Genomic DNA, 23726 nt, shown 5'->3' on the forward strand with positions numbered 1-23726 from the left:
ATGGACACACCGGTGACGACGTTCAGCGAAGGTCCCGAAGACCCGTTCGCCGTCGGGAGCTCCGCCTCGGCGGTACTGGACGACCGCGGCGCCGTCGTCGGCTGGAGCGCGCGGGCCGAGGCCCTGCTCGGGTACCCCGCCGAGGAGGCGCTGGGACGGCCGGCGGCCGCGTTCCTGGTCGACCCGCGCGACCGGAGCGTCGTCATGGACGCCGTGGCCACCTGCGTACGCGGCGAGGGCTGGTTCGGAGTGGTACCCGTCCGGCACCGCGACGGCCGGCGGGTCGACGTGGGGTGCCGGGTCCGTGCCGTCGACCGTGACGGCGGCCACCGCGAGTGGTTCCTCGTCGGCGCCCCGGCGGACGAGGTGGTCCAGTGGGAGACGGACCGGTCGGTCCTGGACGGCCTGTTCGGCCGCTCGCCCATCGGCCTTTCGGTCCACGCCCCGGACCTGACGATCCTGCGGGTGAACCGGGCGATCGCCAAGTTCAGCGGGATGCCGGTGGACCAGCACCGCGGGCTGCGCACCAGCGACTTCCTGATCGAACGCGACACCGACACGGTCGAGGGCCAGCTGCGGGAGGTCCTCGACACCGGCCGGTCCTCGGTGTTCGCCGAGCAGCCCTGCGTCCTGCGCCGGGACCCCGGCCGCGAACTGGTCGTCTCCGTGTCGGCCTTCCGGCTGCACGACCCCGCCGGGCGGGTCCTCGGCGTCACCCAGACGGTCGAGGACGTGACCGACCGGCACCGCGCCCGCCGCCGGCTCGCCCTGCTCAACGAGGCCAGCGCCAGCATCGGGACCACCCTCGACATCGCCGGGACGGCACGGGAACTGGCCCAGGTGGCCGTACCGGACCTCGCCGACCGGGTCTGTGTGGACCTGCTGGAACCCGTCGCCCGCGGTGAGGAACCCCTGAAGGACATGGTCGGACCACTGCGCCGCGCGGCCGTCCGCACCGTACCGCCCGACGTGGCCGAGCTGATGCACCCGGTGGGCCACACCATGGACGTCCCGCCGGGAACCGTCCAGGCCCGGTGCCTCGCCGAGCGGAAACCGGTCCTGGACGCCGGCCCCGGCGGCCCGGCCGCGTCCCTGTCCATGGAACCGGAGGACACCCGGGACCTCCTCGGCCCCGACACCCACTCCCTGCTCGTCGTACCGCTGGTGGCACGGGGCCTCGTGCTCGGCCTGCTCAGCCTCTGGCGGTCCCGGCGGCTCGAACCGTTCGAGGAGGACGACGTCACGCTCGCCGAGGAGTTCGCCTCCCGCGCCGCCGTCTGCATCGACAACGCCCGCCGCTACACCCAGCAGCACCAGGCGGCGCTCACCCTCCAGCACAGCCTCCTGCCGCACACGGTGCCCCGCCACCCCGCCGTAGACGTCGCCCACCTGTACCTGCCGGCCGACGCCGCGGCCGGCGTCGGCGGCGACTGGTTCGACGTCATCCCGCTCTCCGGGCTCCGTGTCGCCCTCGTCGTCGGCGACGTCGTGGGCCACGGGATCCACGCCGCGGCCACCATGGGCCGGCTGCGGGCCGCCGTCCACACCCTGGCCAACCTCGACCTCACCCCCGACGAGGTGCTCTCCCACCTCGACGACCTGGTGGACCGGCTGGCCGCCGAACAGGAACCCACCGACGACCTCTCCCGCCAAGTCGTCGGCGCCACCTGCCTCTACGCCGTGTACGACCCGGTCTCCCGCGGCTGCGCCATCGCACGCGCCGGCCACCCGCCGCCCGCGCTCGTCACCCCCGACGGACGGGTGCGCCTCCTCGACCTGCCCGCCGGACCGCCCCTGGGCCTGGGCGGACTGCCGTACGAGTCCGCCGAGCTGGAGCTCGCCGAGGGCAGCGTCCTCGCCCTCTACACCGACGGCCTCGTCCAGGCCGGCGACCGGGGCACCGACGAGCGGGACGTCGACGAGCGCGTGGCCGACCTGTGCACCGCCCTCACCGGTCCGGGGCCCGACCGTGCCCTGGAGGAGACCTGCGGGGCGGTGCGCGAGGCACTGCTGTACGACCACCCCACCGACGACGTCGCCCTGCTCGTCGCCCGTACCCGGGTCCTGGCCGAGGAGAAGGTGGCCACCTGGGAGCTGCCCGCGGAGGCGACCGCCGCCGCCCGCGCCCGTACCCTGACGGCCTCCCGGCTCACCGAGTGGGGACTGGAGGAACTGCACTTCACCACCGAGCTGATCGTCAGCGAGCTGGTCACCAACGCCTTCCGGTACGGCGGCGGCCCCATCACCCTGCGGCTCATCAGGGACCGCCACCTCATCTGCGAGGTGTCCGACACCAGCAGCACCTCGCCGCACCTGCGCCGCGCCCGCAGCACCGACGAGGGCGGCCGGGGACTGTTCCTGGTGGCCCAGCTCACCGAGCGGTGGGGGACCCGGTACACGCGTGAGGGCAAGACCATCTGGACCGAGCAGGCGCTGCCCGCCGTCAGGCCAGAGCGGTCGCGGCCCCTCTGAGCACCAGTCCGCACCCGAGCGCCAGCACCACGGTGGCCGTGCCGAGCGGCGCCATCCGGTTCGCCAGCGCCACGACGCGGCCCCGGGGCCGGCGCGTCAGCCGCCGCCGGGCGGTCTCCTTCAGCCGCACCGCGGCCAGTCCGGCCATGGCGAGGGTGAGCGCGACCCCGGCGCCGTACGCCAGGACCAGCAGGAGGCCGAACCACGCCTGGCCCAGGGCGGCGGCGCCGATCAGCACGACGACCGCGGACGGACTGGGGACCAGCCCGCCGGCGAGGCCCATGAGGATCACCCCCCGCAGTCCCGGAGCGGGCGGGGTGTGGGAGTGGGAGTGGGGGCGGGCGCCGTGATCGTGGTCGTGGTGGTGGTCGTGGTGCGGGTGGCCATGGTCATGGACGTGGTCGTGTCCGTGCGGATGCGCGTGGCCGGGTGTGTGCGCGTGCCCGTGTCCGTGCGGATGCGCGTGGTCGTGGTGGTGGTCCGGCCCGTGCCCGGGTGCGTGAGGGCGCCGGCGCCAGGCGCGTCGCAGCAGCAGCCCGCCCGCCACCGCGACCAGGGCGCCGCTCACGACGCCCAGCCAGGACACCACCGTCGGCGCCGCCGCCGACCCGGCGGTGATCAGCGCCCCGAGGACGAAGACGCCCAGAGTGTGGGTGACGGTCACCGACGCGCCGAGCGCCAGCATGTCGCGCACCGAACGGCGACCCCCCGCCGCGGCAGCCGCGGCCATCATGGTCTTGCCGTGTCCCGGCGCCAGCGCGTGCATGGCCCCCAGCAGCACCGACGCTCCGAGCGCCAGGAGCGCGAACCCGGCGGTCGGTTCGTGCCGGGCCACCAGCCCGGTCAGCGCCCGCGCCCAGCGGTCGGCACCCCTCGGCAGGACGCCCGGCACCGGGGGACCCGCCGTCTCGTCCGGCCCGGCCGCCGCGACCCCGCCGGAACGCACGGCGAAGGCGGCCGACCGGGCGTCGGGCGGGGAGGAGAGCGCGTCGTCCGGGTAGGAGGTGAGCCGCCGCGACACCGAGTCACGCGGTACGTCCGCACCGGCCAGGGTCATCCGGTCGCCCCGCGCGGTGATCTCGCGCCAGCCGGGGCCGGCCGCCACGGCCGCCGGCGCGTATCTGAGCCGGTCGTCCTCCCCGCGCGGCAGTGCCGCCGTCAGCGCGCACGTCACGCGCAGCGTCTCCAGCCCGGCCTGCCCGGGCCGCACCTCCGCCCTCGCGCTGCCTGCCGTGAGCGGAGGGGCGGTCCCCCCGACGACGAGCCGGGCGCCCTTCGCCGCCGTGTCGCACCGGGCCCGGGCCCACGCCGCCAGCTCGTCGGGAGCGAGCCGGTCGTCCCCGTCGGCGTCGACCCCCTCGCGTTCCCGCGCGGCCGGGATCTCGGCCAGGTCCTCCACATGGTCCACGGTCAGTCTCCCCGGGGCGACGAGGAGGCCGTCGTACTGGCTGACGGTGAAGTTGCCCAGCGGATGCGCCTGCGCCGCCTGGCCGGGCAGCAGGGCCAGGGCCACGCCGGCCAGCGGGGTGACGAGGACGCGGGCGGCCGTACGGCGGGTCATGACTCCCCCTGGAGCGCGGACAGGGCGGCCCTCGCCTCGCGGGCGCCGGTCGCCGAGAAAGCCGGGTTCAGCGCGAGCGCGGCCCGCAGGTCGCGGCGGGCCGCCGCGGTGTCGCCGAGGGCGCGCTCGATCATGCCCCGGTGGTGGAGGAACGAGGCGTCGCGGTGGCCGGGGGACAGGGCGGCGGCCCGCTTCGCGTACGTCAGCGCCTCGGCGTGCGCGCCCTCGCGGTGCAGTGCCCAGGCCAGCGCGTCGGCGGTGTGAACGGTGCGGCGCTGCGACCACGCGGCCCGTGCCGCCTTCAGCGCCGCGCCGGTGTCGCCGTGGTCGGCCTCGACGAGGGCGGACTCCAGGTCGGTGGCGACGCCGTTCGCCCGGGCCAGTCGCGTCCAGGTCCCGATGAGGGCGTACTGCTCCTCGGCCCGGTCGCGCCGGCCGAGCGTCTCGTACAGCTCACCGAGTGCGGCGAGTTGTCCCGGCAGCGGGCTCCGCCGCACCACCTCCTCCAGATCGCTCACCGCGCGTGCGGTGTCCCCCAGCGCGGCGTGGACGCGACCCCGCCCCTCCTTCGCCGGTACGTTCCCGGGATCGGCGCGCAGCGCGGTCGCGAAGTGGCCCGCGGCCTCCTTGAAGCCGCCCCGGCTCCAGGCGAGCCGGCCCAGCGCGGTGGCGACGTACGCCACGTCGCCCGGGGTGTACGCGGAATCCAGTGCCCGCAGCAGCACCCGGCGCGCGCCGCCGGTGTCGCCACGCAGCTCCAGGACGTAGGCGTACCGGGTGAACACCGGGATGCCGGGACGCCGCCGGTCCGCGAGCCGCGCCGCGTCCAGCGCCGCGTCGTAGCGGCCGAGTTCGACGAGGGCGTCGATCCGGGTGGCCAGGGCCCGCTCGCCGTACGGGTTCACCCGCAGGGCCCGGTCCGCCAGGTCCAGCGCCGCGCCGAAGTCGTGCCGCGCGGCCGCCAGTGCCGCCCGGCCGGCGAGGGCCGCGTCGTTGCGGGCGGCGGGCCGCAGCCCGAGCGAACGCCCGAACGCCTTCTCCGCCTGCGAATACCGGGTGGGATCGCCGCTCGTGCGCGCCTGCTCGACGTAGGCCGCGCCCAGCGTCGCCCACCCGGTGGCGTCCCGGGGCTGGTCGGTGAGGTGCCGCTGGAGCCCGGCGATGCCGCGCGCCAGGTCCCCGGCCGCCAGCCGTTCCACCGGTACGGCCGCGGCGAGCGCCGGTGCCGGCCGCTGCCGGGTGGCGTCGCCGTCGGCTCCGGACGCCACCGAGCCGGCGGTGAGCCCGAGGGCCACCGCCACGACCGCCGCGATCCGCCACCGCCCCGGCCGCCCCTCCGGGCGGGCGGACCGCGGCTTCCGTACGAGCATCGGTTGTGCCTTCCTGCTGGGTCACCGGGTGGGGTGGCCCGGCAGCGCCGTGGGGGGAAGGAACGCTGCCGGGCCGTCGGAGAGGGGGGCGAGGCCCCCGGGTGTGCCGGCCCGGCCCGTGCGGGGGCCGGGCGCGGGCGGGTCAGCCGAGCCAGGACCGCTGTTCGGGCCGGCGGCGGGACCGCGTCCACATCGCCCTGCCGAAGCCGGCGAGCAGGACCGTGACGGCGCCGGAGGCCGCCGACGCCAGCATCACGGTGTCGTCGTCCCACCCGGAGGTGAGCGAGGAGACCCCGCCCGTCAGCCCGGTGGCGTCCGCCTTGGTCGACGCCTGGGCCGCCTCGGTGTCGGAGCCGGCGGTGGGCAGCGCGACGTACGGGAAGCGGTGGCCGAACTCCTTGTCGTTGGCGTCCACGGCGTCACCCAGGTCGTTCTTCGCCCCGACCAGTTCGCCCTCGACGGTCTGGAGCGCGATGTCCAACACGTCGTCGGTCAGCCGCCGCCCGTTGGGGAACCCCGCGTTGTCGCCGTCCAGCACACCGAGCCGCTTGGGCTCGGCCACCGGCTTGACGGAGGTGTTGAGCCGCAGCATCTCCGACGGCCTGCCGTTCGGGTGCTGGTTGAGGCCCTCGACCCCCGTCAGGAACACCGAGACGAGGTCGTTGCGCGGCTCCGCCGGCGCCTTGATCTTGTAGATCCCCTCGATGAGCTTCGGCAGCTCGGGCTCGGTGACGTTCTTCAGGAAGTCCCCGTCGTTCTCCGGCGAGGAGGCGTTGAACCTGTCCTTGTCCTTGACCGGGTTGACCACCTCGTTCACCAGCGGCATGCCGAGCCGGGACACGCGCGTCCAGCCCCCGTCGGCGTTTCTCCGCTCGGTCGTCGCGTAGACGCCGATCACCGGCTGCTTCTCGGACTGTCGGAGGTACGAGCTCGGCACCTGGAGGGCGATGGTGTTGACGTTGTACCCCTTCAGGGTGTCGTTGCCCACCTCGGACAGGTCGCCGCCGTACAGCAGGTCGAAGACCCGCAGGTCGAGGAAGAACGGGTCGTCGGCCTGGCCGGCGAACGCCTTCAGCCCGCCGGGGACCTTCCGCACCGCCTGGTCGCGCAGCTTCCGGTAGTCGGGCATCGACGCCTTGCCGACGTGGGACGGCGCGACCGGCAGGTCCTTCGCCAGCTGGTGGCGCGAGGCCACCTTCCCGTGTTCGAGACGTTGCAACTCGATGTCGTACGTCTGCGTGAAGTTGAGGTCGGGGTCGTCCAGGCTCTCCACCGCGCCGGTGTTGTACAGGAAGGTGTTCTCGTTCTTGCGGTGGTCGGTGAACGTGAACCGGTACAGCAGGTCGTCCCGCGCGTCACCGTCGCTGTCGACGTGGAGGTCGTAGCGGGCGTCCTCGGCGAACGGGAAGAAGTTCGGGCCGCCCGCCGGCTCCTGGAACGGCAGCCAGTTGGCCACCAGCGTCGTCGAGTCGGGATGGTCGGGGCTGACGAACGCGTACACGTCCGTGGTGTCGAACTGCGGCTGCCCCGATATCAGCGGGGCCTCCCGGTGGCTGGAGGCACGCGCCGCCTCCGGCTGGAGCACGCCCGCCCCGGCGGCCGCCAGGGCGCCCGCGGCCAGCGCACCGCAGGCGAGCAGTGCGACGCCCCTGCTCCGCCGTGTCCGTCCCGTTCCGGTGGTCGAGGTTGCGGTCATGTCGTCCGTCCTTCATGAGTCGTCGCGTCCGTTCCGGCTCGTTCGTTGGACCAGTACGTGCGCGGCGGGCGTTGTGTTCGCCGGGCGGTCGTCATCGGGGCCGGGCCGGTGGGTCCTGGAAGCGGGCGGCGACGGCCCGGACCTCGATGGCGTGCTGCCCGGGGGAGGCGCCGCCCGGATGCAGCCGAGGGAGGCGGTACGTACGCCTCGGCGCCTCGGGCCCGTCCCGGCCGTCGCCGTCGCCCGGGGCGTGGACGTCCTCGTGCGGCGGCCGGACCGGCGGGCCGGCGGGCCCCGCGTCACCGGTGCCCAGCGCGCCGTTGGCCAGCAACGACGACACCACCAGGAGCCCGCCCACCGCGCCCGCCCCGCAGGCCCCCGCCCAGCGCCTCCGCTGCGGCTCGGCCGGCCGGGCACCCGCCGGCGGCGCGGCGTCGCGCTCCCACAACGGTTCGACCGTCACCGGCGGCGGGGCGGGCGCGCCCAGCGCACCGGTGTCCCGGAGTTCGGCGCGTGCGGCGTCCAGCGCGTCCAGCACCCGCTGGAAGGACTCCATGATCGAGTCGGCGGAGCCGGGTTCCGCGCCCGGGAAGCGCGGGCGTTCGTCGTCGTCAACGTACAAGGCGGTGCTCCTCGCGGGGGTACGTGCCTGCCGTCGCGATCCGGTCGGTTGCGGGGACCGCGGGGTGCTGCTTCGTCGTCAGGCAGTACGCGGCGCGAGCGAGCTTGTCTCATCCCGCCGCCGGGGACGGCTCGGCGGTGCGGTTCACCTCCACCGGGAGGTGCGGGAGGTGGTGCCCGAACCGCTCGCGCTTGGTGACCTGGTAGAAGAGGTTCTCCGCACGCGGGGGGATCAGCAGTGGCACCCGCTCGCTGACGGGGATCCCGTACCGCCCCAACGCCTCCTGCTTGCGCGGGTTGTTGGACATCAGCCGGACGGACCGCACCCCGAGGTCGCGCAGCATCCCCGCGGCCCCCCGGTAGTCCCGGGCGTCGTCCGGGAGGCCGAGCGCCAGGTTCGCCTCGACGGTGTCCAGGCCCTCCGCCTGCAACCGCATCGCGCGCAGTTTGGCCAGCAGACCGATGCCACGGCCCTCGTGACCCCGGAGGTACAGGACGACGCCCCGGCCCTCGCCCACCACCGCGCGCAGCGCCGCGGACAGCTGCTCCCCGCACTCGCAGTGCCTGGACCCGAAAGCGTCCCCGGTCAGGCACTCGGAATGCAGACGGGTCAGGACGTCCTCGCCCGCCACGTCTCCGTGAATGAGGGCGATCTGCTCCTCGCCCCCGTCGTGGTCCAGATAGCCCGCGGCGAGGAAATCGCCGAACTCGGTGGACAGTCGCACATTCACCACATGCTCGACGCCGGTGGTCCGCAGAGTGGTGTCGGGGAGCACATCATCGGTACCTATCATGGCCCGATCGTATCCGGTAACCTCCGCCAGTGGACAGGAAACTGACGAGAGAAAAGGGGCGGGAAAAAATGACAGTTCCGCAGCCGCGAATGCCGGCACCGAGTATGCTGCCGCTGGAGACGACGACGGGGGACGTGGCAGCGTCCCGCGCCGATGTCGCGGTCCTCCCCATCGGGAGCTTCGAGCAGCACGGCCCGTTCCTCCCCCTGATGACCGACACCGTCATCGCCTGCGCCATCGCGCGCGAGATCGCGTCCGCTCACCCCGTGCACCTGCTCCCACCAGTGACGATCTCCTGCTCGCACGAGCACGCGGACTGGCCGGGGACCGTCAGCGTCTCCGCCGCCACGCTGTACGCCGTCGTACGGGACATCGCCGGATCACTCCGCCGGTCCGGTATCGAGAACCTCGTCCTGGTCAATGGGCACGGCGGGAATTACGTCCTGCGCAATGTGGTCCAGGAGTCCGCCGACAGCGGTACGAGAATGGCGCTTTTCCCCGGCCCGGCCGACTGGGAAGCGGCACGTGGAAAAGCCGGTGTACTGACGTCCTCGTACAGCGATATGCACGCCGGAGAAGTCGAGACGTCCATTCTGCTGCACGATCATCCGGAATTGGTCAGGCCCGGCTACGAGGCGGCCGACTGGATATCCGACGACCGCAAGCACCTGCTCTCGCTCGGTATGCGGGCCTATACGGAATCCGGGGTCGTAGGCCGCCCCTCCAGAGCATCGGCGGAGAAGGGAAGGGAATTGCTGGCCGCTCTCACCGCGTCCTTCGGTGAATACCTCGCCCTGCTGTCCCCGGGCTCCTCCCGGCGGGGCGCACGGTGACCGGCGCCCCCCGCGTCGTCGACGCGGACGAGGCCTGGCGGCGGCTGCGGGGCGTCCGGTCCGCGGCGGACGCCGGAGCCGCCGGCCTGGTCCCCGGCCCGGACGGCCGGACGCGGTGGCGGCACGGCACGCCCGAGGCGGACGACCTGGCCGACCGCTACCTGCCCCTGTGCCTGGCCGGCCCCCACCTCACGTTCGCCCAACTCGGGCAGAGCGTCGACGGGTTCATCGCCACCCGCACCGGTGACGCCGACTACGTCACCGGGGAGGAGGACCGCACGCACCTGCACCGGATGCGCGCCCTCGCGGACGCGGTCGTCGTCGGCGCCGGAACCGCCGCCGCGGACGACCCGCGGCTGACCGTCCGCGCCTGCCCCGGCGCCGACCCGGTGCGCGTCGTGCTCGACCCGCACGGCCGGGTACCGCTGGGGCACCGGGTGTTCACCGACGGCGCGGCGCCGACCCTGTGGGTCGTGGGCGCGGGCGGGCGGCACGAGCGGGCCGTGGCGGACCGCGACGGCGTCGACGTCCTGACCCTGCCCGACCGCGCGGCGTTCGCCCCCCGCCACCTGGTGCGGGCACTCGCCCGGCGCGGGCTGGGCCGGGTCCTCGTGGAGGGCGGCGGGGTCACCGTGTCGCGCTTCCTCCACGAGGGCGCGCTGCACCGGTTGTACGTCACCGTCGCACCGGTCCTGCTCGGCGACGGCGTCCCCGGGCTCGCCTTCCCCGGGCCCGCCGTGATGCGCGACGCGCTCCGGCCGCCCACGCGGCGGGTCCTCCTCGGCGAGGACACCCTGTTCGAGTTCGACCTGCGCTCGCCGGGCCCCGGCGAGCCGGTCGGCCAGGAGCACGCCCGCGCCGGGCAGGCTCGCGGCGAGGCTCAGTAGTCCGTACACCACCGACACGGTCAGCCCCTGGGCCGCGCCCAGCCCCGCCGCGCCGAAGGCCCAGGCGGCGACCCCCTCCCGGGGCCCCCAGCCGGCCACGTTCAGCGGCAACGCCATGGCGAGCAGGGCCGGCACCGCCAGCGGCAGCAGCACGCCCACGGGCGCCGTCACCCCGGCGGCGCGCGCGGCGAGCAGGAACATGACGAGGAACCCCGCCAGTACGGCGACGGACGACAGCAGCAGCCCCGCCCAGAGCACCGGGCCGGGCCGCCGGGGCCGCCCCCGCGCTCCGACGGCGTCGTGGAGGCCCCGGCCGGCCCGCTTCCGTCGCGTTCCGGCGGCCACCACCGCCACCACGAGCAGCGCGCACCCGGCCGCCACCGCACCGGCCGGGGCGACGCCCGGGCGCAGCCGTACCAGGACCGGCGAGGAGGACGTGACCAGCAGCACCGCACCGGTCGCCACCAGGACCACCTGGCCCGCCACCCGCTCAAGGACCACCGCGCGCACCCCCCGGCCGATGTCACCGGCGCCACGGCCGTGCCGTACCGCGCGGTGCACATCACCGAGAACACCGCCGGGCAGCACCGCGTTGAGGAACAACGCGCGGTAGTAGTCGGCGACGGCCCGCCCCAGCGGCAGCCGCATGCCCACGGCCCGCGCCACCAGGCGCCAGCGCCACGCGCTCAGCACGGTCGTGCCCGCGCCGATGCCCACCGCGCCGACGAGGGTGACGGCGTCGAGGCCCCGCAGCCCGGCCACGAGGGCGCCGGAGCCCTGCCACCACACCACCACCGCGAGGATCGCCGCGCCCGCGACCGCCCCAGGACGGCCGCGCACCGCCCGTACCGCCCGGTCCGGCGCCGTGGGCCGGCCCGCCAGGCGCCTTACCGCCGGGCTCAGCGCGGCCGGCCGGCGCACCATCGGCACCCGCACCGCCGGGGCCGTCACGCGGCGGGTCCCGTGGGCGCGGTGGCGGGCAGGGCCAGGACGTCCTCGTGGCGGACCACCACGTCCAACCCGCCCGCCCCGCACGCCTCCAGGCGGCGCCGGAGGTACGCCGTGGCCCGGGGCGCGAGGTCGGGGCGCTGCTCGCGGGCGGCACCGACCCAGCCCCGCAGCCACTGCGCCGTCAGCGCGGACTCGCCGGGGCCCAGCCGCCAGGGACTGGAACGCACCAGGACGTCCATGCCGCGGTCCTCGAAGACCTGGCGGGCCGCCGTCACGGCGTCCGGCCCCAGCAGCCGGCGGCCCTGGTCCAGGCGGCGCTGATGGTCGTTGAACGCGCCCCCGATGGCGCCGTCCAGCGGGTCGGCCGGAGTCAGCTCGACCCGCCCGGCCACCGACAGGGCCAGCAGCACGGGGCACCCGGCCCCCGCGCAGGCCGCCGCGAGCGCGTCCACCTCGTCGCGGGTGAGCAGGTCCAGCAGCGCGGACGCCGTGACCAGCCCCGTACCGGAGAGCTCCGCCGCGGTGAGCCGGCCGACGTCCCCCTGCCGGGCGGAGACCGTGACGCGTCCGCCACCCGCGCCGGCGCGCGGCATGCGCGCGGCGGCCAGACCGAGCAGCGCGGCGTCGTGGTCGTGCAGCACCCAGTGCTGGGGCCCGGGCAGCCGGGGTGCCAGCCAGCGCCCCATGGAGCCGCTGCCGCACCCCAGGTCCCGCACCACCAGTACGGCGTCCTGCCGGGGCCGGACGCGGCGCAGGTGGCTCCGCAGCGGGTCGAGGAGACCGGCGGCGCGGGCCGCGGCGTCGGCGGGCTCCCGCAGGGCCAGCCAGTCGGGGGCGAAGCGGGGTCTGTCGGTCACGTTCACGCGGCCTCCCACGGTTCCCGGCGGAGCCGGTCCAGAGCCCGCGCCAGGCTCCGGGCGGTGGTCTCCCAGCCGGCCAGCGCGGTACGCCGCCGGCGCGCGGCGACCTTCGCGCGGCGGCGCTCGCCGGGCTCGCTCAGCCAGTGCCGCAGCGCCCCGGCGAGCGCCACCGGGTCGTCCGGCGGGACGAGGACGCCCGGCACGCCGCCGTCGGGGGCGTTCCCGACCGCTTCCGGGAGCCCGCCGACGGCCGTGGCCAGGACCGGGACCCCTCGCGCGAGCGCCTCGGTCACCGCCATGCCGTACGTCTCCGCGTGCGACGCCAGCACCAGCAGGTCGGCGCCCGCGTAGGCGGCGTTCAGCGCCGGACCGCCGCGAGGGCCGGCGAGGTGCACGCGGTCGTCGAGACCGTGCCGCGTGATGAGCCGGCGCACCCGCTCGACGTACCGAGGGTCCTGGTCCAGCCCGCCGACGAGGGAGCAGGTCCATGCCAGCCCTGCGACGTCCGCCAGGGCCTCCACCAGCTCGTACTGGCCCTTGCGGGGGGTCACCGACGCCACGCACAACAGGCGCGGGTCGCCGCCGGTGCCCTGCGAGGCGTCGCGCGGCGCACCGGGCGGGGTCGCGCTGCCCGGCGCCAGCGGCCCGATGTCGCTCCCCGGCGCGGCGACGTGGACCCGGCTCGGGGCGAGTCCGTGGTGCTCCACGAGCCTGGCCGCCGACCAGTGGCTGGTGGCGACGACCGCCGCCACCGCGCGCAGCGTCCGGCGTTCGGCCGCGTCCAGCACCGCGGCCCGGTCGCGGGGGAGCCCCGTCTCGTCGCCCAGCGGCAGGTGCACGAGCACGGCCAGGCGCAGCCGGTCCGCCTCCGGCACGACGACGTCGGGCACGGCACAGGCGACCAGCCCGTCGAGGAGGAACACGGCGCCGTCGGGGGCCTCCGCGAGGACCCGCGCCAGCGCCCCGGACGCGGAGGCGCGCGGCCGGGGCCAGTGGCCCGGAACCACGTGCTCGTGGACCTGCCAGCCCAGGCCGGGCAGGTCACGGCACACCCTGCGGTCGTAGACGTTGCCGCCGCTCGGCGCGGCCGGGTCGTCCACACCGGCCGGCATCACGATCCGTACCGTGCGCGCGGGTCCCGCCCCACCGGCCCCACCGGCCGTGCCGGACGCGCCGTGGTCGTTCACAGGGCCCGCTCGTAACTCGCCCACGCGATGTGCGACTCGTGCAGGGTGACCGTGATGCCGGTCAGCCCGCGCGCCCCCTCGCCCAGCGCCCCGGCGTGGACCCGGTCGGCCAGGCGGTCGGCGACCACCTTCGCCAGGAACTCCGTCGAGGTGTTGACGCCCGCGAACTCGGGCTCCTCGTCGAGGTTCCGGTAGTTGAACGCGGCGACCACGCCGGCCAGCTCCCGGGTGGCGAGGCCGATGTCGACGACGATGTTGTCGGCGTCCAGCTCGGCGCGGCGGAAGGTGGCGTCCACGAGGTACGTCGCTCCGTGCAGACGCTGCGCGGGTCCGAACACCTCCCCCCGGAAGCTGTGGGCGATCATGAGGTGCTCGCGGACTGTGACACTGAACAACGGCTGTGACCTCCCGGTCCGTCCTGGCGGGGGCCGTCGGCGGCCCCCCACCGTTGATACGGCCGGCGGACGCGGTGCGTTCAGGCGCCCGCGTACCGCACCCGGTGGCAGAGTCCGGGCAGGTCACCGGCGGCGATGTCCCGCAGCACCGACGGCAGGTCGTCGAAGGCGCACTCGCCGGTGACCAGGGCGTCGAACACCGGGTCGGCGAGCAGGTCGAGGGAGAGGGCCAGCCGATCGGCGAACGTCCGGCGCGAGCGCCGGGCCTCCGACACGCGGCCCACCTGGCTGCCGCGCACCACCAGGCGGCCGGAGTGGAACGCCTCGCCCAGCGGCAGGCTGACGCGGCGGTCCCCGTACCAGCTCAGTTCCAGCACCGTGCCCTCGGGGGCGAGGAGTTCGAGGGAGCGGGCGAGACCGGCCTCGGTGGCGCTGGCGTGGACGGCGAGGTCGCAGCCGCCCAGGGCGTCCCCGGGCAGCGCGAACCCGACGCCCAGCGCGGCGGCCACCGAGGCGCGGGCCGGGTCGGCGTCGACGAGCTGGACGCGCACACCGGGGAAGCGGGCCAGCAGCGCCGCGACCGAGCAGCCGATCATCCCCGCCCCGACGACGGCGATCCGGTCGCCGACCAGCGGGGCGGCGTCCCACAGGGCGTTCACCGCGGTCTCCACCGTCCCGGCCAGCACGGCCCGCGCGGGCGGCACGCCGTCCGGCACCGGCGTCACGGCGCCGGCGGGCACGACGTACCGGGTCTGGTGCGGGTACAGGCAGAAGACGGTGCGGCCGGTCAGGTGCCCGGGCCCCTCCTCGACCACACCGACGTTCAGGTACCCGTACTTGACCGGTCCGGGGAACTCGCCGTCCTGGAACGGCGCCCGCATCGCGCGGTGCTGACTCTCCGGCACACCGCCGCGGAACACCAGGCTCTCCGTGCCGCGGCTCACTCCGGTGAACAGCGTACGGACGACGACGTCGTCGGCGGCCGGTTCGGGCAGGGGCACGTCGCGTATGCCGCCGTGGCCGGGGGAGCGCAGCCAGAAGGCGCGCGCGGTGCGCTTCACGGGATCTCCTGTTGAACGCTGGGGTGTCGGTGCACGTTTGGAGGGTGACGAGGCCGCACACGGTAACGGCGGCCACCGACTCTGTCACAGGTCCGGAGGATGTCCCTTGTCCGTGTGCGACATGACCGACACAGACCCGGGCGCGGATCCGGGCGCGGGCCCGGTCGCGGGTCCGGGAGTACGTCCGGGCCCGCGCCCACTGCGCCTGGAGCCCGCCCTCGGCGCGGCGGCGCAGCTCGTGCTGCTGCTCCTGCTCGGTACGGTGACGGGGCTGGGCCCCGCCGGATGGCTGACCGGCCTGGTGTTCACCGTCGCGCTGTGGGGCGTGCTGACCCGCGCCCTGTTCAGGTCGTGGCCCGGGCCCGTTCCCTTCGGTCCGGCCAATGCCGTCACCCTGGCCCGGGCGACGCTCGTCGGGGGCGTGACGGCGCTGGTCGCGGACCTGTTCACGAGCCGGCCACCGGCGCCGGCCCTGGCCGCGCTCATCACGGTGGCCCTGATCCTGGACGCGGTCGACGGCCGGGTGGCCCGGCGCACGGGGACGGCCACGCCGTTCGGCGCCCGCTTCGACATGGAGGTCGACGCCTTCCTCATCCTGGTCCTGAGCGTCCAGGTCGCCCTGTCGACGGGTGTGTGGGTGCTGGCCATCGGAGCCATGCGGTACGTCTTCGTCGCGGCCGCCCGCGTCCTGCCGTGGCTCGACGGGCCGTTGCCGCCGAGCACGGCCCGCAAGACGGTGGCCGCCGTGCAGGGCGTCGTCCTGCTGGTGGCCGGCACCGGCGTCCTGCCGGCCGCGCCGGCTCGCGTGGCGGTGGCGGCGGCGCTGGCGCTGCTCGTGTGGTCGTTCGCCCGGGACGTCCGGTGGCTGTGGCGCGTCCGCCCGTCTGGGGGAGGCCGCGCCTCGGAGACAGGTCGCGCCTCGGGCGGTTCCCGTCGGGCGGCGGGGGAAGCCGGGCGGCCGGTCAGGCGAGCCTCCAGCGGTGCAGCCGGTCGCCGTCGCGGGTGAGCCAGGTGCCGTCGCCGAACGCGGTGACGTCCCGGGTCACGGTCACGGGCAGTGGGTAGCGCAACCGCCCCAGGGGCCGCAGGGGGTCCGCCGCGAAGAGCCAGTGGGTCCGCTCCAGCCGGCCGTGCCGGGTCACCCAGTCGGCCGTCACGAGCAGATGCGCCTCGTCCAGCGCGTACGCGTGGGCGAAGTCGTCGTTCTCGGCGTCCCACGACAGTTCGCCGAGGTCCAGGACCGTCGTCCGCCGCGGGTCCGCGGTGTCGTGCAGGGCCAGCTCGTAGCGGTCGTCGTCCAGGCTCATGCCCTCGGCGCGCCGCATCGTGACCAGGCGCGACGAGCGGGGGACGAACCCCGTCAGCTCATGGCGGTCCGGCCCGGCGCCGACGACCCGCATACCGTCGCGCGACGGCTCCGCCCAGTGGCTCGCCCAGCCGTACCAGGCCGTCCGGAACGACGCCCCGAGCAGCCGGCCGTCGTCGCGCCACTCCAGCGACAGGGCCCCGGAGACCGCGGCCACCGGCCGCTCGCCCAGGACGTCCCCGGTCGCCGCGTCCAGCAGCAGCAGCCGGTCCTGCCCGTACCCCCGGGACGGCGGGCCGTCGTGAAGGAGCACCGCCCGGCCCGCGACCTCCTCCGGGGGGAGCGGCGTCGGTACGACGGCCGCGACGAAGCGTCCGCACGGGCTGGCGGCCGGGGCGCCGGGCGCCCGCGGCGTGCGGTGGCCGCCGTGCCAGGTGGCGTGCGGCAGCTCCCAGCGGACCGTCCCGCCACCCGTCAGCGAACGGACGTACGAGGGCCCGGCGACGACGAAGCCGCCGTCGGGGGCCGGGTCGGCCCGTGCGCCGGGCGGCGTACCGTACACGCCGGCCGGCTCCCGTACGCCCGCGAGGTACGCCTCCCGGTCGTGCACCTCCACGCGGTCCGGCGTCCGTACGCACAGCCGTCCGCCGCCGGCCGCCCGCAACCCGCCGGTCGCCCGGGTCGTGCCGAGCGGCACGACGCCGACGCGTATGTCCCCCGTCTCCCTCATGACCGGAATCCTGACAGGCCCGGCGGATCACGGGCCCACCGGATGGTGACCGGCCGGCCACCACCGGCCGACCGGCCACCGGCCGAAGACCACCGGCCGAACACAACCGGCCGGCAGTGCCGCCGTGCCGGGTCACCGCGGCCCGTAGGCGGTCAGGAAGCGGTCACGGAAGGCGTCCATCCGCCAGACCGGGGCTCCGGGCCCCGGCTTCGGACCGTCCTGCCAGCCCCAGCCGGACGTGCGGGCCAGCACGGCGGGGTCGCGGGCGACGATCGTCACCGGCACGTCCCGGCCCAGGCGGTCGCGCGTGACGGTCGGGACGGGCTGGTGGTCCCCGAGGAGGACGGCCACGGTGTCGTCGTCGCCGTACCGCTCCAGGTACGAGAAGAGGCTGTTCAGCGAGTACGCGATGGCGCGGCCGTACTCGTCCCGCACCCGCTCGGCGTCCTTCCAGACCTCCTTCGGGTCCTTGCCCGCCTTCTTGACGGACTCGAAGACGGAACCGTCGCCGAGCCCGTCCCACGGCAGCAAGGTGGGCACGGGCGCCCAGGGGTTGTGGCTGGACGTGAGGATGATCTCCGCCATCAGGGGACCGCGGCCCGGCCTGCCGTGCTCCAGACGCTCGAAGGCCGCCAGGCTGAACTGGTCGGGCACCGGCGTCCAGCTGAACTTGGGTCCGCGGTAGCCGAGGTTACGGGAGTCGTGGACGTGGTCCAGGCCGTAGAACCGCCCCTCCGGCCAGGCGCGGGTGACGCCCGGCATGACGCCGACCGTCCGCCAGGCGCCCGTCCGGCGGAACGCGCCGGTGAGGGTCAGCCGGTCGCCGGAGGTGAGGTCGCGGTAGCGCCGCTGGTTGTCGATCCACAGGCCCGACGCGAAGGTGGAGTGGGCCAGCCAGCTCCCGCCGCCCGTCGTGGGCGAGGTGAGGAAGGCGCTCCGGGAGGAGAACCCGGCGGCGCCCAGCCGGCGGGACCCGTCCGCGAGGGCCGCGCCGATCCGCGGCGACATCCCGGGGTCCTGGACCGCGCTGCGTCCGTAGCTCTCGATGAAGACGAACAGCACGTCCTTGCCGCGCAACCCGGTCAGCAGCCGGTCCGCCGGCGTGTCGCGGAACGCGTCGACGGCGGCCTCCCGCGCGAACGCCTCCCTGTCCGCCACTCCGGCACGGACCTGCCCCACCCGGCCGGTGACGGCGTCGGCCGCGCCCCGCGAGGCCACCGCCGCCCCGGAGACCTGCACCCCGAGCGCCGCGCAGACCATCCACGCGGTTCCCGAGACCAGGATCGCCGGGGTCACCGCGGCCCGGTGCCGGACGACGGCGCGGGACAGCCGGACGACCGACAGGGCCATCGAGACGAGCAGGGCGACGACGAGGACCCCGGCGCCGGCGACCACACCGGTCGCGCCGGCAGGGCCCAGGGAATCGCGGAGGAACGCCTCGGCGTCGTCGAACAGGACCCAGTCGAGTACGGGATCGAAGGGCCGGGCGAGCACGGAACGGAACCCCATGTCCAGCAGGTTCAGCAGCGTCAGCAGCCCCAGGCCCGTACCGGCGAGCAGCGACACCACCCGCCTGGCCCCCGGCCGCAGCACCAGCAGCAGCGCGGCCCCGCCCACCGCCTCCAGCGGCAGCCGTGCGAAAGCACCGGGGGTGAGCCGCTCCACCCGGTCCGGCAGCAGCAGGGCGGCCACCACCAGCACGGCGGCCAGCCCCGTGGCCACCCTCGCCGCCACGGCCCGCGCCACCGCCCGCCCGGGCGGGGCGCCCTTCGGCGGGGACGTGGCGGTGGCCGTGTCCGGCAGCGGACGAGACGTCCCGATCGACACCCGAGGTCCTTCCGTACGCGGTCCGGCGGTACGGCGGACCCCGCCCGTCAGCAGGGGCCGCCGTGGAGGGTACGGACCGCGGGCCGGTGCCGTTCAAAGCGGAGGAACGGGGAAGGCCCCTGGGGAAGAACGACCCCCCCATCGCCAAGGAAGGCGCCACATGTCGAAACCACCGCTTCCCGACGAGGCCGTCGCCATGCTCGGCAGGGCCAACCCGGCCACCATCACCACGCTCCGGGCGGACGGCCGGCCGATCTCCACGGCCACCTGGTACCTCTGGGACGACGGCCGGGTCCTGGTGAACATGGACGAGGGACGCAAGCGGCTCGCGCACGTGCGCCGTGATCCCCGGGTGGCGCTCACCGTGCTCGACGCGGACAACTGGTACACCCACCTGAGCCTCACCGGCCGCGTCGTCGAGCTGAGCGAGGACAAGGAGCTGGCCGACATCGACCGGCTGTCCCGCCACTACCTCGGCCGGCCGTACGCCCATCGGGACCGCCGCAGGTTCAGCGCCTGGGTGGAGATCGACCGCTGGCACGGCTGGGGCACGCTGAAGGACACCGACCGCCCCGGCTGACGGCCCCGGGCCGTCCGCCCGGGCCGTCCGCCCGACCCGTCCGCCCGCCCAGCCGCCCCGTCCGTCCGCCCAGCCGACCGGAGGGCCGGCCTTCCGCCCGGGTGAGCCGCGTCTCACCCGGGCGGCGGCGCTTGTCTATGCAACGAGTTGCATAGAAAGATCGGGGCATGGCGCTCGACCACGCGATCCTCGTGTCCCTGCTGGAGCAGCCGGGCTCCGGCTATGAGCTGGCCCGGCGGTTCGAGCGGTCCATCGGCTACTTCTGGACCGCCACCCATCAGCAGATCTACCGCGTGCTCAAGCGCATGGAGAGCGACGGCTGGATCGACGTCCGCGAGGTGCCGCAGCAGGGCCGTCCGGACAAGAGGGAGTACTCCGTCGCCGCCCCCGGCCGGGCCGCGCTCTCCGCGTGGCTGCACGAGCCGATCGAACCGGAGAGCGTCCGCCACGACCTCGCCGTGAAGATCCGCGGCGCGGCCTTCGACGACCCGGCCGCCCTGATCCGCGAGGTCGAGCGGTACCGGGAGGTCCACGCCGAGCGGCTCGCGCACTACCTCGCCGGCGAGGTACGGGACTTCACGGGGCCCGAGGCCCCGCGCGCCCCGGGCCCGCCCGACGCGGGGCGGGAGCTCCAGCACGTCGTGCTGCGCGGCGGCATCGCGTACGAGCGGATGACGCTCACCTGGCTCGACGACGTACTGGCCACCCTCCACGGGCTCGCCCCCGAGCGCTGAGCCGCCGCTCCCACCCCTCGGCACCCACCACCCCCGACCGCACCCACGACCCCGCACACACACGACCCTCCGGAAAGGCGGACACCCATGGCCGACCCGCTGCTGTTCAACCCGCGCACCTACGACCCGGCGCACTTCGACCCGGAGACCCGCAGGCTGCTGCGCGCGACCGTCGACTGGTTCGAGCAGCGCGGCAAGCGCCGGCTGATCGAGGACTACCGCTCCCGCGCCTGGCTCGCGGACTTCCTGGCCTTCTCCGCCAAGGAGGGCCTGTTCGCGACGTTCCTCACCCCCGCGTCGGCCGCCGGCGGTGACGCCGGCGACCAGGGCGACAAGCGCTGGGACACCGCCCGCATCGCCGCGCTCAACGAGATCTTCGGCTTCTACGGGCTCGACTACTGGTACGCCTGGCAGGTCACCATCCTCGGCCTCGGCCCGGTCTGGCAGAGCGACAACGCCGCCGCCCGCGCCCGCGCCGCCGAACTCCTCGCGCAGGGCGAGGTGTTCGCCTTCGGCCTGTCCGAGAAGACCCACGGCGCGGACATCTACTCCACCGACATGCTGCTGGAGCCCGACGGCGAGGGCGGCTTCCGGGCGACCGGCTCCAAGTACTACATCGGCAACGGCAACGCGGCCGGACTCGTCTCCGTCTTCGGCCGCCGCACCGACGTCGAGGGCCCCGACGGGTACGTCTTCTTCGCCGCCGACAGCCGTCACCCGGCGTACCACCTGGTGAAGAACGTCGTCGACTCCTCCAAGTACGTCAGCGAGTTCCGCCTGGAGGACTACCCCGTCACGGCCGAGGACGTCCTGCACACCGGCCGCGCCGCGTTCGACGCCGCCCTCAACACCGTGAACGTCGGCAAGTTCAACCTGTGCACCGCCTCCATCGGCATCTGCGAGCACGCGATGTACGAGGCCGTCACCCACGCGCACAACCGCGTCCTGTACGGCCGCCCCGTCACCGCGTTCCCGCACGTGCGCCGCGAGCTGACCGACGCGTACGTCCGGCTCGTCGGGATGAAGCTCTTCAGCGACCGGGCCGTCGACTACTTCCGCTCCGCAGGCCCGGACGACCGCCGCTACCTCCTGTTCAACCCGATGACGAAGATGAAGGTGACCACGGAGGGCGAGAAGGTCATCGACCTCATGTGGGACGTCATCGCCGCCAAGGGCTTCGAGAAGGACAACTACTTCGCCCAGGCCGCCATCGAGATCCGGGGTCTGCCCAAGCTGGAGGGCACGGTCCACGTCAACCTCGCGCTGATCCTGAAGTTCATGCGCAACCACCTGCTGGACCCGGCCGGTTACGAGCCCGTCCCCACCCGCCTCGACGCGGCCGACGACTCGTTCCTGTTCCGCCAGGGCCCGGCGCGGGGTCTGGGTTCCGTACGCTTCCACGACTGGCGCCCGGCCTTCGACGCGTACGCCCACGTGCCCAACGTCGCCCGGTTCCGGGAGCAGGCCGACGCCCTGTGCGCGTTCGTCACCACCGCCGCCCCCGACGAGGAGCAGAGCCGTGACCTGGACCTGCTCCTCGCCGTGGGCCAGCTCTTCGCGCTCGTCGTCCACGGCCAGCTGATCCTGGAGCAGGCGCGCCTGACGGGCCTCGACCAGGACGTCCTGGACGAACTGTTCGCCGTCCTGGTGCGCGACTTCTCGGCCCACGCCGTCGAGCTGCACGGCAAGGACTCCGCCACCGAGAGCCAGCAGCTCTGGGCCCTCGGGGCGGTGCGCCGCCCGGTCGTCGACGAGGACCGCTCGGGCCGGGTCTGGGAGCGTGTCGAGGCGCTGTCCGGCGCGTACGAGATGGCCGAGTAGTCCGGCGCGCGGGGAGTGTGCCGGCACCTCCGGGCGCCGGCACCTCCGGCGCCACTCCGGGTGCCGTCACCCTCCCCGCGTCCGGGCCTGGCCGGCGGCCCGGTGGGCCCGGTGGTCAGCCGACCCCACCGGCCCGGCGCGGGCGCAGGTGGAGGGCCGGGCCGCTCGTGCCCGGCGCCTCCACGCCAGGCATCAGCCGCATGGCGCGGTCGTAGTCCCCGCCGGCGAGCGGCCGGAAGGGCACCGGCTCGTCGGTGAAGAGCCCGTCGAGCCGTCGCCCGTACTCCCGCCGCGCCGCCGCGTACCGCTCGTCCGGCAGCTCGTTCGCCCCGTACACCGCGAACGGCTCCAGCGGCGCCATGCCGGTGAAGAAGAACAGGCCGTGCTGGAGCGGGTGGAGGAGGTCCGCCAGGCGCCCGTGGACGCCCCGGTCCGAGAGCGCCGGCTCCCCGGCGCCGGCGGTCACCGACAGCAGCGCCCGCCGGCCCGCCAAGGGGCCCTCGCCATAGGGCGGCGGGACGGCGGGGCCGTAGGCGAAGCCGGCGGTGAACACCCGGTCGACCCAGCCCTTCAGGATCGCGGGCACCGAGAACCACCACAGCGGGAACTGCAGGATCACCGCGTCCGACCAGAGCACCTTCTCCTGCTCGGCCGCCACGTCCGGCGACAGCCGCCCCGCCAGCGTGGCCCGTTCCGAGACGGCCATCACGTCCAGCCTCCCGTCCACGGCGTCGGCCGGGAAGTCGTCGGCGTCGACCGTCGCCTTCCACTTCATCGCGTAGAGGTCGGACACCCGCACGTCGTGCCCCGCCGCGCGCAGACGGTCGGCGGCGAACGTGGTCAACGCGGCGGTGAGGGAGGCGGGTTCGGGGTGGGCACTGACAATGAGGATCTTCTTCATGCCGACAGGCTCCCCCGGTCGAGGACCCGTAGCCAGCGCCCTGTTCGTCCGGCGGAACGGTGATCCTGGTACCGCGAGTGCCACCCATACTGGACCCATGGACGGCACCCAGGAGATCGACGGCATCGGCGACACCGGGCGTGCGCTCGGCGACTTCCTCCGCGCCCGCCGGGGGCGCGTCGCGCCGGAACAGGTCGGGCTCGCCGGCGGTGGCCGCCGCCGGGTCCAAGGCCTGCGCCGGGAGGAACTGGCCCTCCTCGCCGGGATCAGCGTGGACTACTACGTCCGCCTGGAACAGGGCCGTGCCACCCAGCCCTCGACCGAGGTGCTCGACGCGCTCGCGCGGGCGCTCCGCCTCGACGCCGCGGAGCGCCGCCACCTGGACACCCTGGCCGGCACCCGGCGGTGCCCCGTACCACTGGCGCGGGTCGGTCCGTCGCTGCTGCGGGTCCTGGACGCCATGGCCGCCCTTCCGGCCTTCGTGACCGACCACCGCCTCGACGTGCTGGCCGCCAACGATCTGGGCGCCGAACTGATCGGCGGCGTGAACGATCCGGGCCGTCGTGACCGGAACAACGCCCGGTACCTCTTCCTCGACCCGGCCTCCCGCGAGGTCCACCCGGAGTGGGAGGAGCGGGCCGCCGAAGCGGTGGGCCAGCTCCGTGTCTCGGCGGGGCGGTACCCGGGCGACCCCGAACTGACCGCGCTGATCACCGGACTCTCCGCCGGCAGCGCCGACTTCCGGCGGATCTGGGCCACGGGTGAGGTCCTGATGTGCGCGGCCGGACGCAAACGGCTGCGGCACCCGGCGGCCGGGCTGCTCGACCTGGACTACGAGACGCTGCACGTGCCGGCCGTCCCCGGGCAGACCGGTGCGGTCATCCACGTGTTCAGCGCCGAGGAGGGCAGCGAGACGAGCCTCGCCCTCGCCCGGCTGGCCGACTCCATGACGCCCGTGAGCCCGTCCCTCGACTGAGCCCCGGCCCGTCCGGGCCGGGCCGCCTGTCGGCGTCAGGCGGCCGGGCGCCGCCGCGGGAGGGACGAGAGCGTCCGGTCGAGGACATCGGGGACGCGTCCGCCGCCTTTCGCCCTCGCGGCGCCCCGTGCCGCCCCCGTACCGCACCCGGGCGGGACCCGGT

Annotated in this window: 20 protein-coding genes and 1 pseudogene; 8 read left to right on the plus strand and 13 right to left on the minus strand. The window is 75.2% G+C overall.

Annotated features, from left to right (window positions below):
* A complete protein-coding gene (locus IE109_RS19805; RefSeq protein ID WP_189552395.1) occupies positions 1-2472 on the plus strand; it encodes a SpoIIE family protein phosphatase in 2472 nt (823 codons plus the stop codon).
* Here IE109_RS19805 and IE109_RS19810 read toward each other — a convergent pair.
* From IE109_RS19810 to ribA, 5 genes are all read right to left on the minus strand, one after another.
* Positions 2444-4033 (minus strand): HoxN/HupN/NixA family nickel/cobalt transporter, encoded by a 1590-nt coding sequence (locus IE109_RS19810; RefSeq protein WP_189552264.1) that lies wholly within the window; start codon positions 4031-4033, stop codon positions 2444-2446. The genes IE109_RS19805 and IE109_RS19810 overlap by 29 nt on opposite strands.
* The gene (locus IE109_RS19815) at positions 4030-5403 is read right to left on the minus strand and encodes a tetratricopeptide repeat protein (RefSeq protein ID WP_189552265.1); all 1374 of its coding nucleotides are present in this window, start codon (positions 5401-5403) and stop codon (positions 4030-4032) included. The genes IE109_RS19810 and IE109_RS19815 overlap by 4 nt, the downstream gene beginning before the upstream one ends.
* A gap of 142 nt (positions 5404-5545) precedes the next feature.
* Positions 5546-7099: a DUF4331 domain-containing protein gene (locus IE109_RS19820; RefSeq protein ID WP_189552266.1), complete on the minus strand. Its 1554-nt coding sequence runs from the start codon at positions 7097-7099 to the stop codon at positions 5546-5548.
* Between the two features lie 91 nt (positions 7100-7190).
* On the minus strand, positions 7191-7721 hold the full coding sequence (locus IE109_RS19825) for a hypothetical protein (protein ID WP_189552267.1): 531 nt from the start codon (positions 7719-7721) through the stop codon (positions 7191-7193).
* Positions 7722-7830: 109 nt separating this feature from the next.
* Positions 7831-8514 carry a GTP cyclohydrolase II gene (gene ribA, locus IE109_RS19830; RefSeq protein ID WP_189552268.1) on the minus strand — a complete coding sequence of 228 codons (684 nt, stop codon included), beginning with the start codon at positions 8512-8514 and terminating at the stop codon, positions 7831-7833.
* A gap of 68 nt (positions 8515-8582) precedes the next feature.
* On the opposite strand from ribA, the gene IE109_RS19835 reads away from it, so the two are divergent.
* Positions 8583-9347 (plus strand): creatininase family protein, encoded by a 765-nt coding sequence (locus tag IE109_RS19835; RefSeq protein WP_189552396.1) that lies wholly within the window; start codon positions 8583-8585, stop codon positions 9345-9347.
* Positions 9344-10234: a RibD family protein gene (locus IE109_RS19840; RefSeq protein WP_189552420.1), complete on the plus strand. Its 891-nt coding sequence runs from the start codon at positions 9344-9346 to the stop codon at positions 10232-10234. The genes IE109_RS19835 and IE109_RS19840 overlap by 4 nt, the downstream gene beginning before the upstream one ends.
* A gap of 42 nt (positions 10235-10276) precedes the next feature.
* On the opposite strand, the pseudogene IE109_RS33225 reads toward IE109_RS19840, so the two are convergent.
* The 5 genes and pseudogenes from IE109_RS33225 to IE109_RS19860 all read right to left on the minus strand — a co-directional run.
* Positions 10277-11158: pseudogene (locus IE109_RS33225) on the minus strand (lysylphosphatidylglycerol synthase transmembrane domain-containing protein); the annotation flags it as partial.
* Between the two features lie 23 nt (positions 11159-11181).
* Complete coding sequence (locus IE109_RS19845) at positions 11182-12048, minus strand: methyltransferase domain-containing protein (protein ID WP_189552269.1); 867 nt, start codon at positions 12046-12048, stop codon at positions 11182-11184.
* Positions 12045-13157 carry a glycosyltransferase family 4 protein gene (locus IE109_RS19850; protein ID WP_189552397.1) on the minus strand — a complete coding sequence of 371 codons (1113 nt, stop codon included), beginning with the start codon at positions 13155-13157 and terminating at the stop codon, positions 12045-12047. The genes IE109_RS19845 and IE109_RS19850 overlap by 4 nt, the downstream gene beginning before the upstream one ends.
* A gap of 71 nt (positions 13158-13228) precedes the next feature.
* Complete coding sequence (locus IE109_RS19855; RefSeq protein WP_189552270.1) at positions 13229-13627, minus strand: 6-pyruvoyl trahydropterin synthase family protein; 399 nt, start codon at positions 13625-13627, stop codon at positions 13229-13231.
* An 80-nt stretch (positions 13628-13707) separates the two neighbouring features.
* Positions 13708-14688 (minus strand): zinc-dependent alcohol dehydrogenase, encoded by a 981-nt coding sequence (locus IE109_RS19860; RefSeq protein ID WP_189552271.1) that lies wholly within the window; start codon positions 14686-14688, stop codon positions 13708-13710.
* 121 nt (positions 14689-14809) lie between these two features.
* Here IE109_RS19860 and IE109_RS19865 point away from each other — a divergent pair, with 121 nt between their 5' ends.
* Positions 14810-15694 carry a CDP-alcohol phosphatidyltransferase family protein gene (locus IE109_RS19865; protein WP_189552272.1) on the plus strand — a complete coding sequence of 295 codons (885 nt, stop codon included), beginning with the start codon at positions 14810-14812 and terminating at the stop codon, positions 15692-15694.
* On the opposite strand, the gene IE109_RS19870 is transcribed toward IE109_RS19865, so the two are convergent.
* A complete protein-coding gene (locus IE109_RS19870; protein WP_189552273.1) occupies positions 15651-16724 on the minus strand; it encodes a hypothetical protein in 1074 nt (357 codons plus the stop codon). The two genes, IE109_RS19865 and IE109_RS19870, sit on opposite strands and share 44 nt — an antisense overlap.
* A gap of 132 nt (positions 16725-16856) precedes the next feature.
* Entirely contained in the window at positions 16857-18551 is a 1695-nt protein-coding gene (locus IE109_RS19875; RefSeq protein WP_229891275.1) for an alkaline phosphatase family protein, read from the minus strand.
* 160 nt (positions 18552-18711) lie between these two features.
* Between IE109_RS19875 and IE109_RS19880 the strand changes: the two genes are divergently transcribed.
* The 3 genes from IE109_RS19880 to IE109_RS19890 all read left to right on the plus strand — a co-directional run bounded on the left by IE109_RS19880 (position 18712) and on the right by IE109_RS19890 (position 21686).
* Positions 18712-19131, plus strand: a complete 420-nt coding sequence (locus IE109_RS19880; RefSeq protein ID WP_189552274.1) for a PPOX class F420-dependent oxidoreductase — start codon at positions 18712-18714, stop codon at positions 19129-19131.
* A 167-nt stretch (positions 19132-19298) separates the two neighbouring features.
* Positions 19299-19865: a PadR family transcriptional regulator gene (locus IE109_RS19885; protein WP_189552275.1), complete on the plus strand. Its 567-nt coding sequence runs from the start codon at positions 19299-19301 to the stop codon at positions 19863-19865.
* Between the two features lie 87 nt (positions 19866-19952).
* On the plus strand, positions 19953-21686 hold the full coding sequence (locus tag IE109_RS19890; protein WP_189552276.1) for an acyl-CoA dehydrogenase family protein: 1734 nt from the start codon (positions 19953-19955) through the stop codon (positions 21684-21686).
* Positions 21687-21801: 115 nt separating this feature from the next.
* On the opposite strand, the gene IE109_RS19895 is transcribed toward IE109_RS19890, so the two are convergent.
* Positions 21802-22587, minus strand: coding sequence for an NAD(P)H-dependent oxidoreductase (locus tag IE109_RS19895; protein WP_189552277.1), 786 nt, complete (start codon positions 22585-22587; stop codon positions 21802-21804).
* Between the two features lie 97 nt (positions 22588-22684).
* Here IE109_RS19895 and IE109_RS19900 point away from each other — a divergent pair, with 97 nt between their 5' ends.
* Positions 22685-23563, plus strand: coding sequence for a helix-turn-helix domain-containing protein (locus IE109_RS19900; RefSeq protein ID WP_189552278.1), 879 nt, complete (start codon positions 22685-22687; stop codon positions 23561-23563).
* Positions 23564-23726 lie beyond the last annotated feature (163 nt).

Origin of the sequence: Streptomyces lavendofoliae, assembly GCF_014649735.1 — a bacterium.
GTDB lineage: Bacteria > Actinomycetota > Actinomycetes > Streptomycetales > Streptomycetaceae > Streptomyces > Streptomyces lavendofoliae.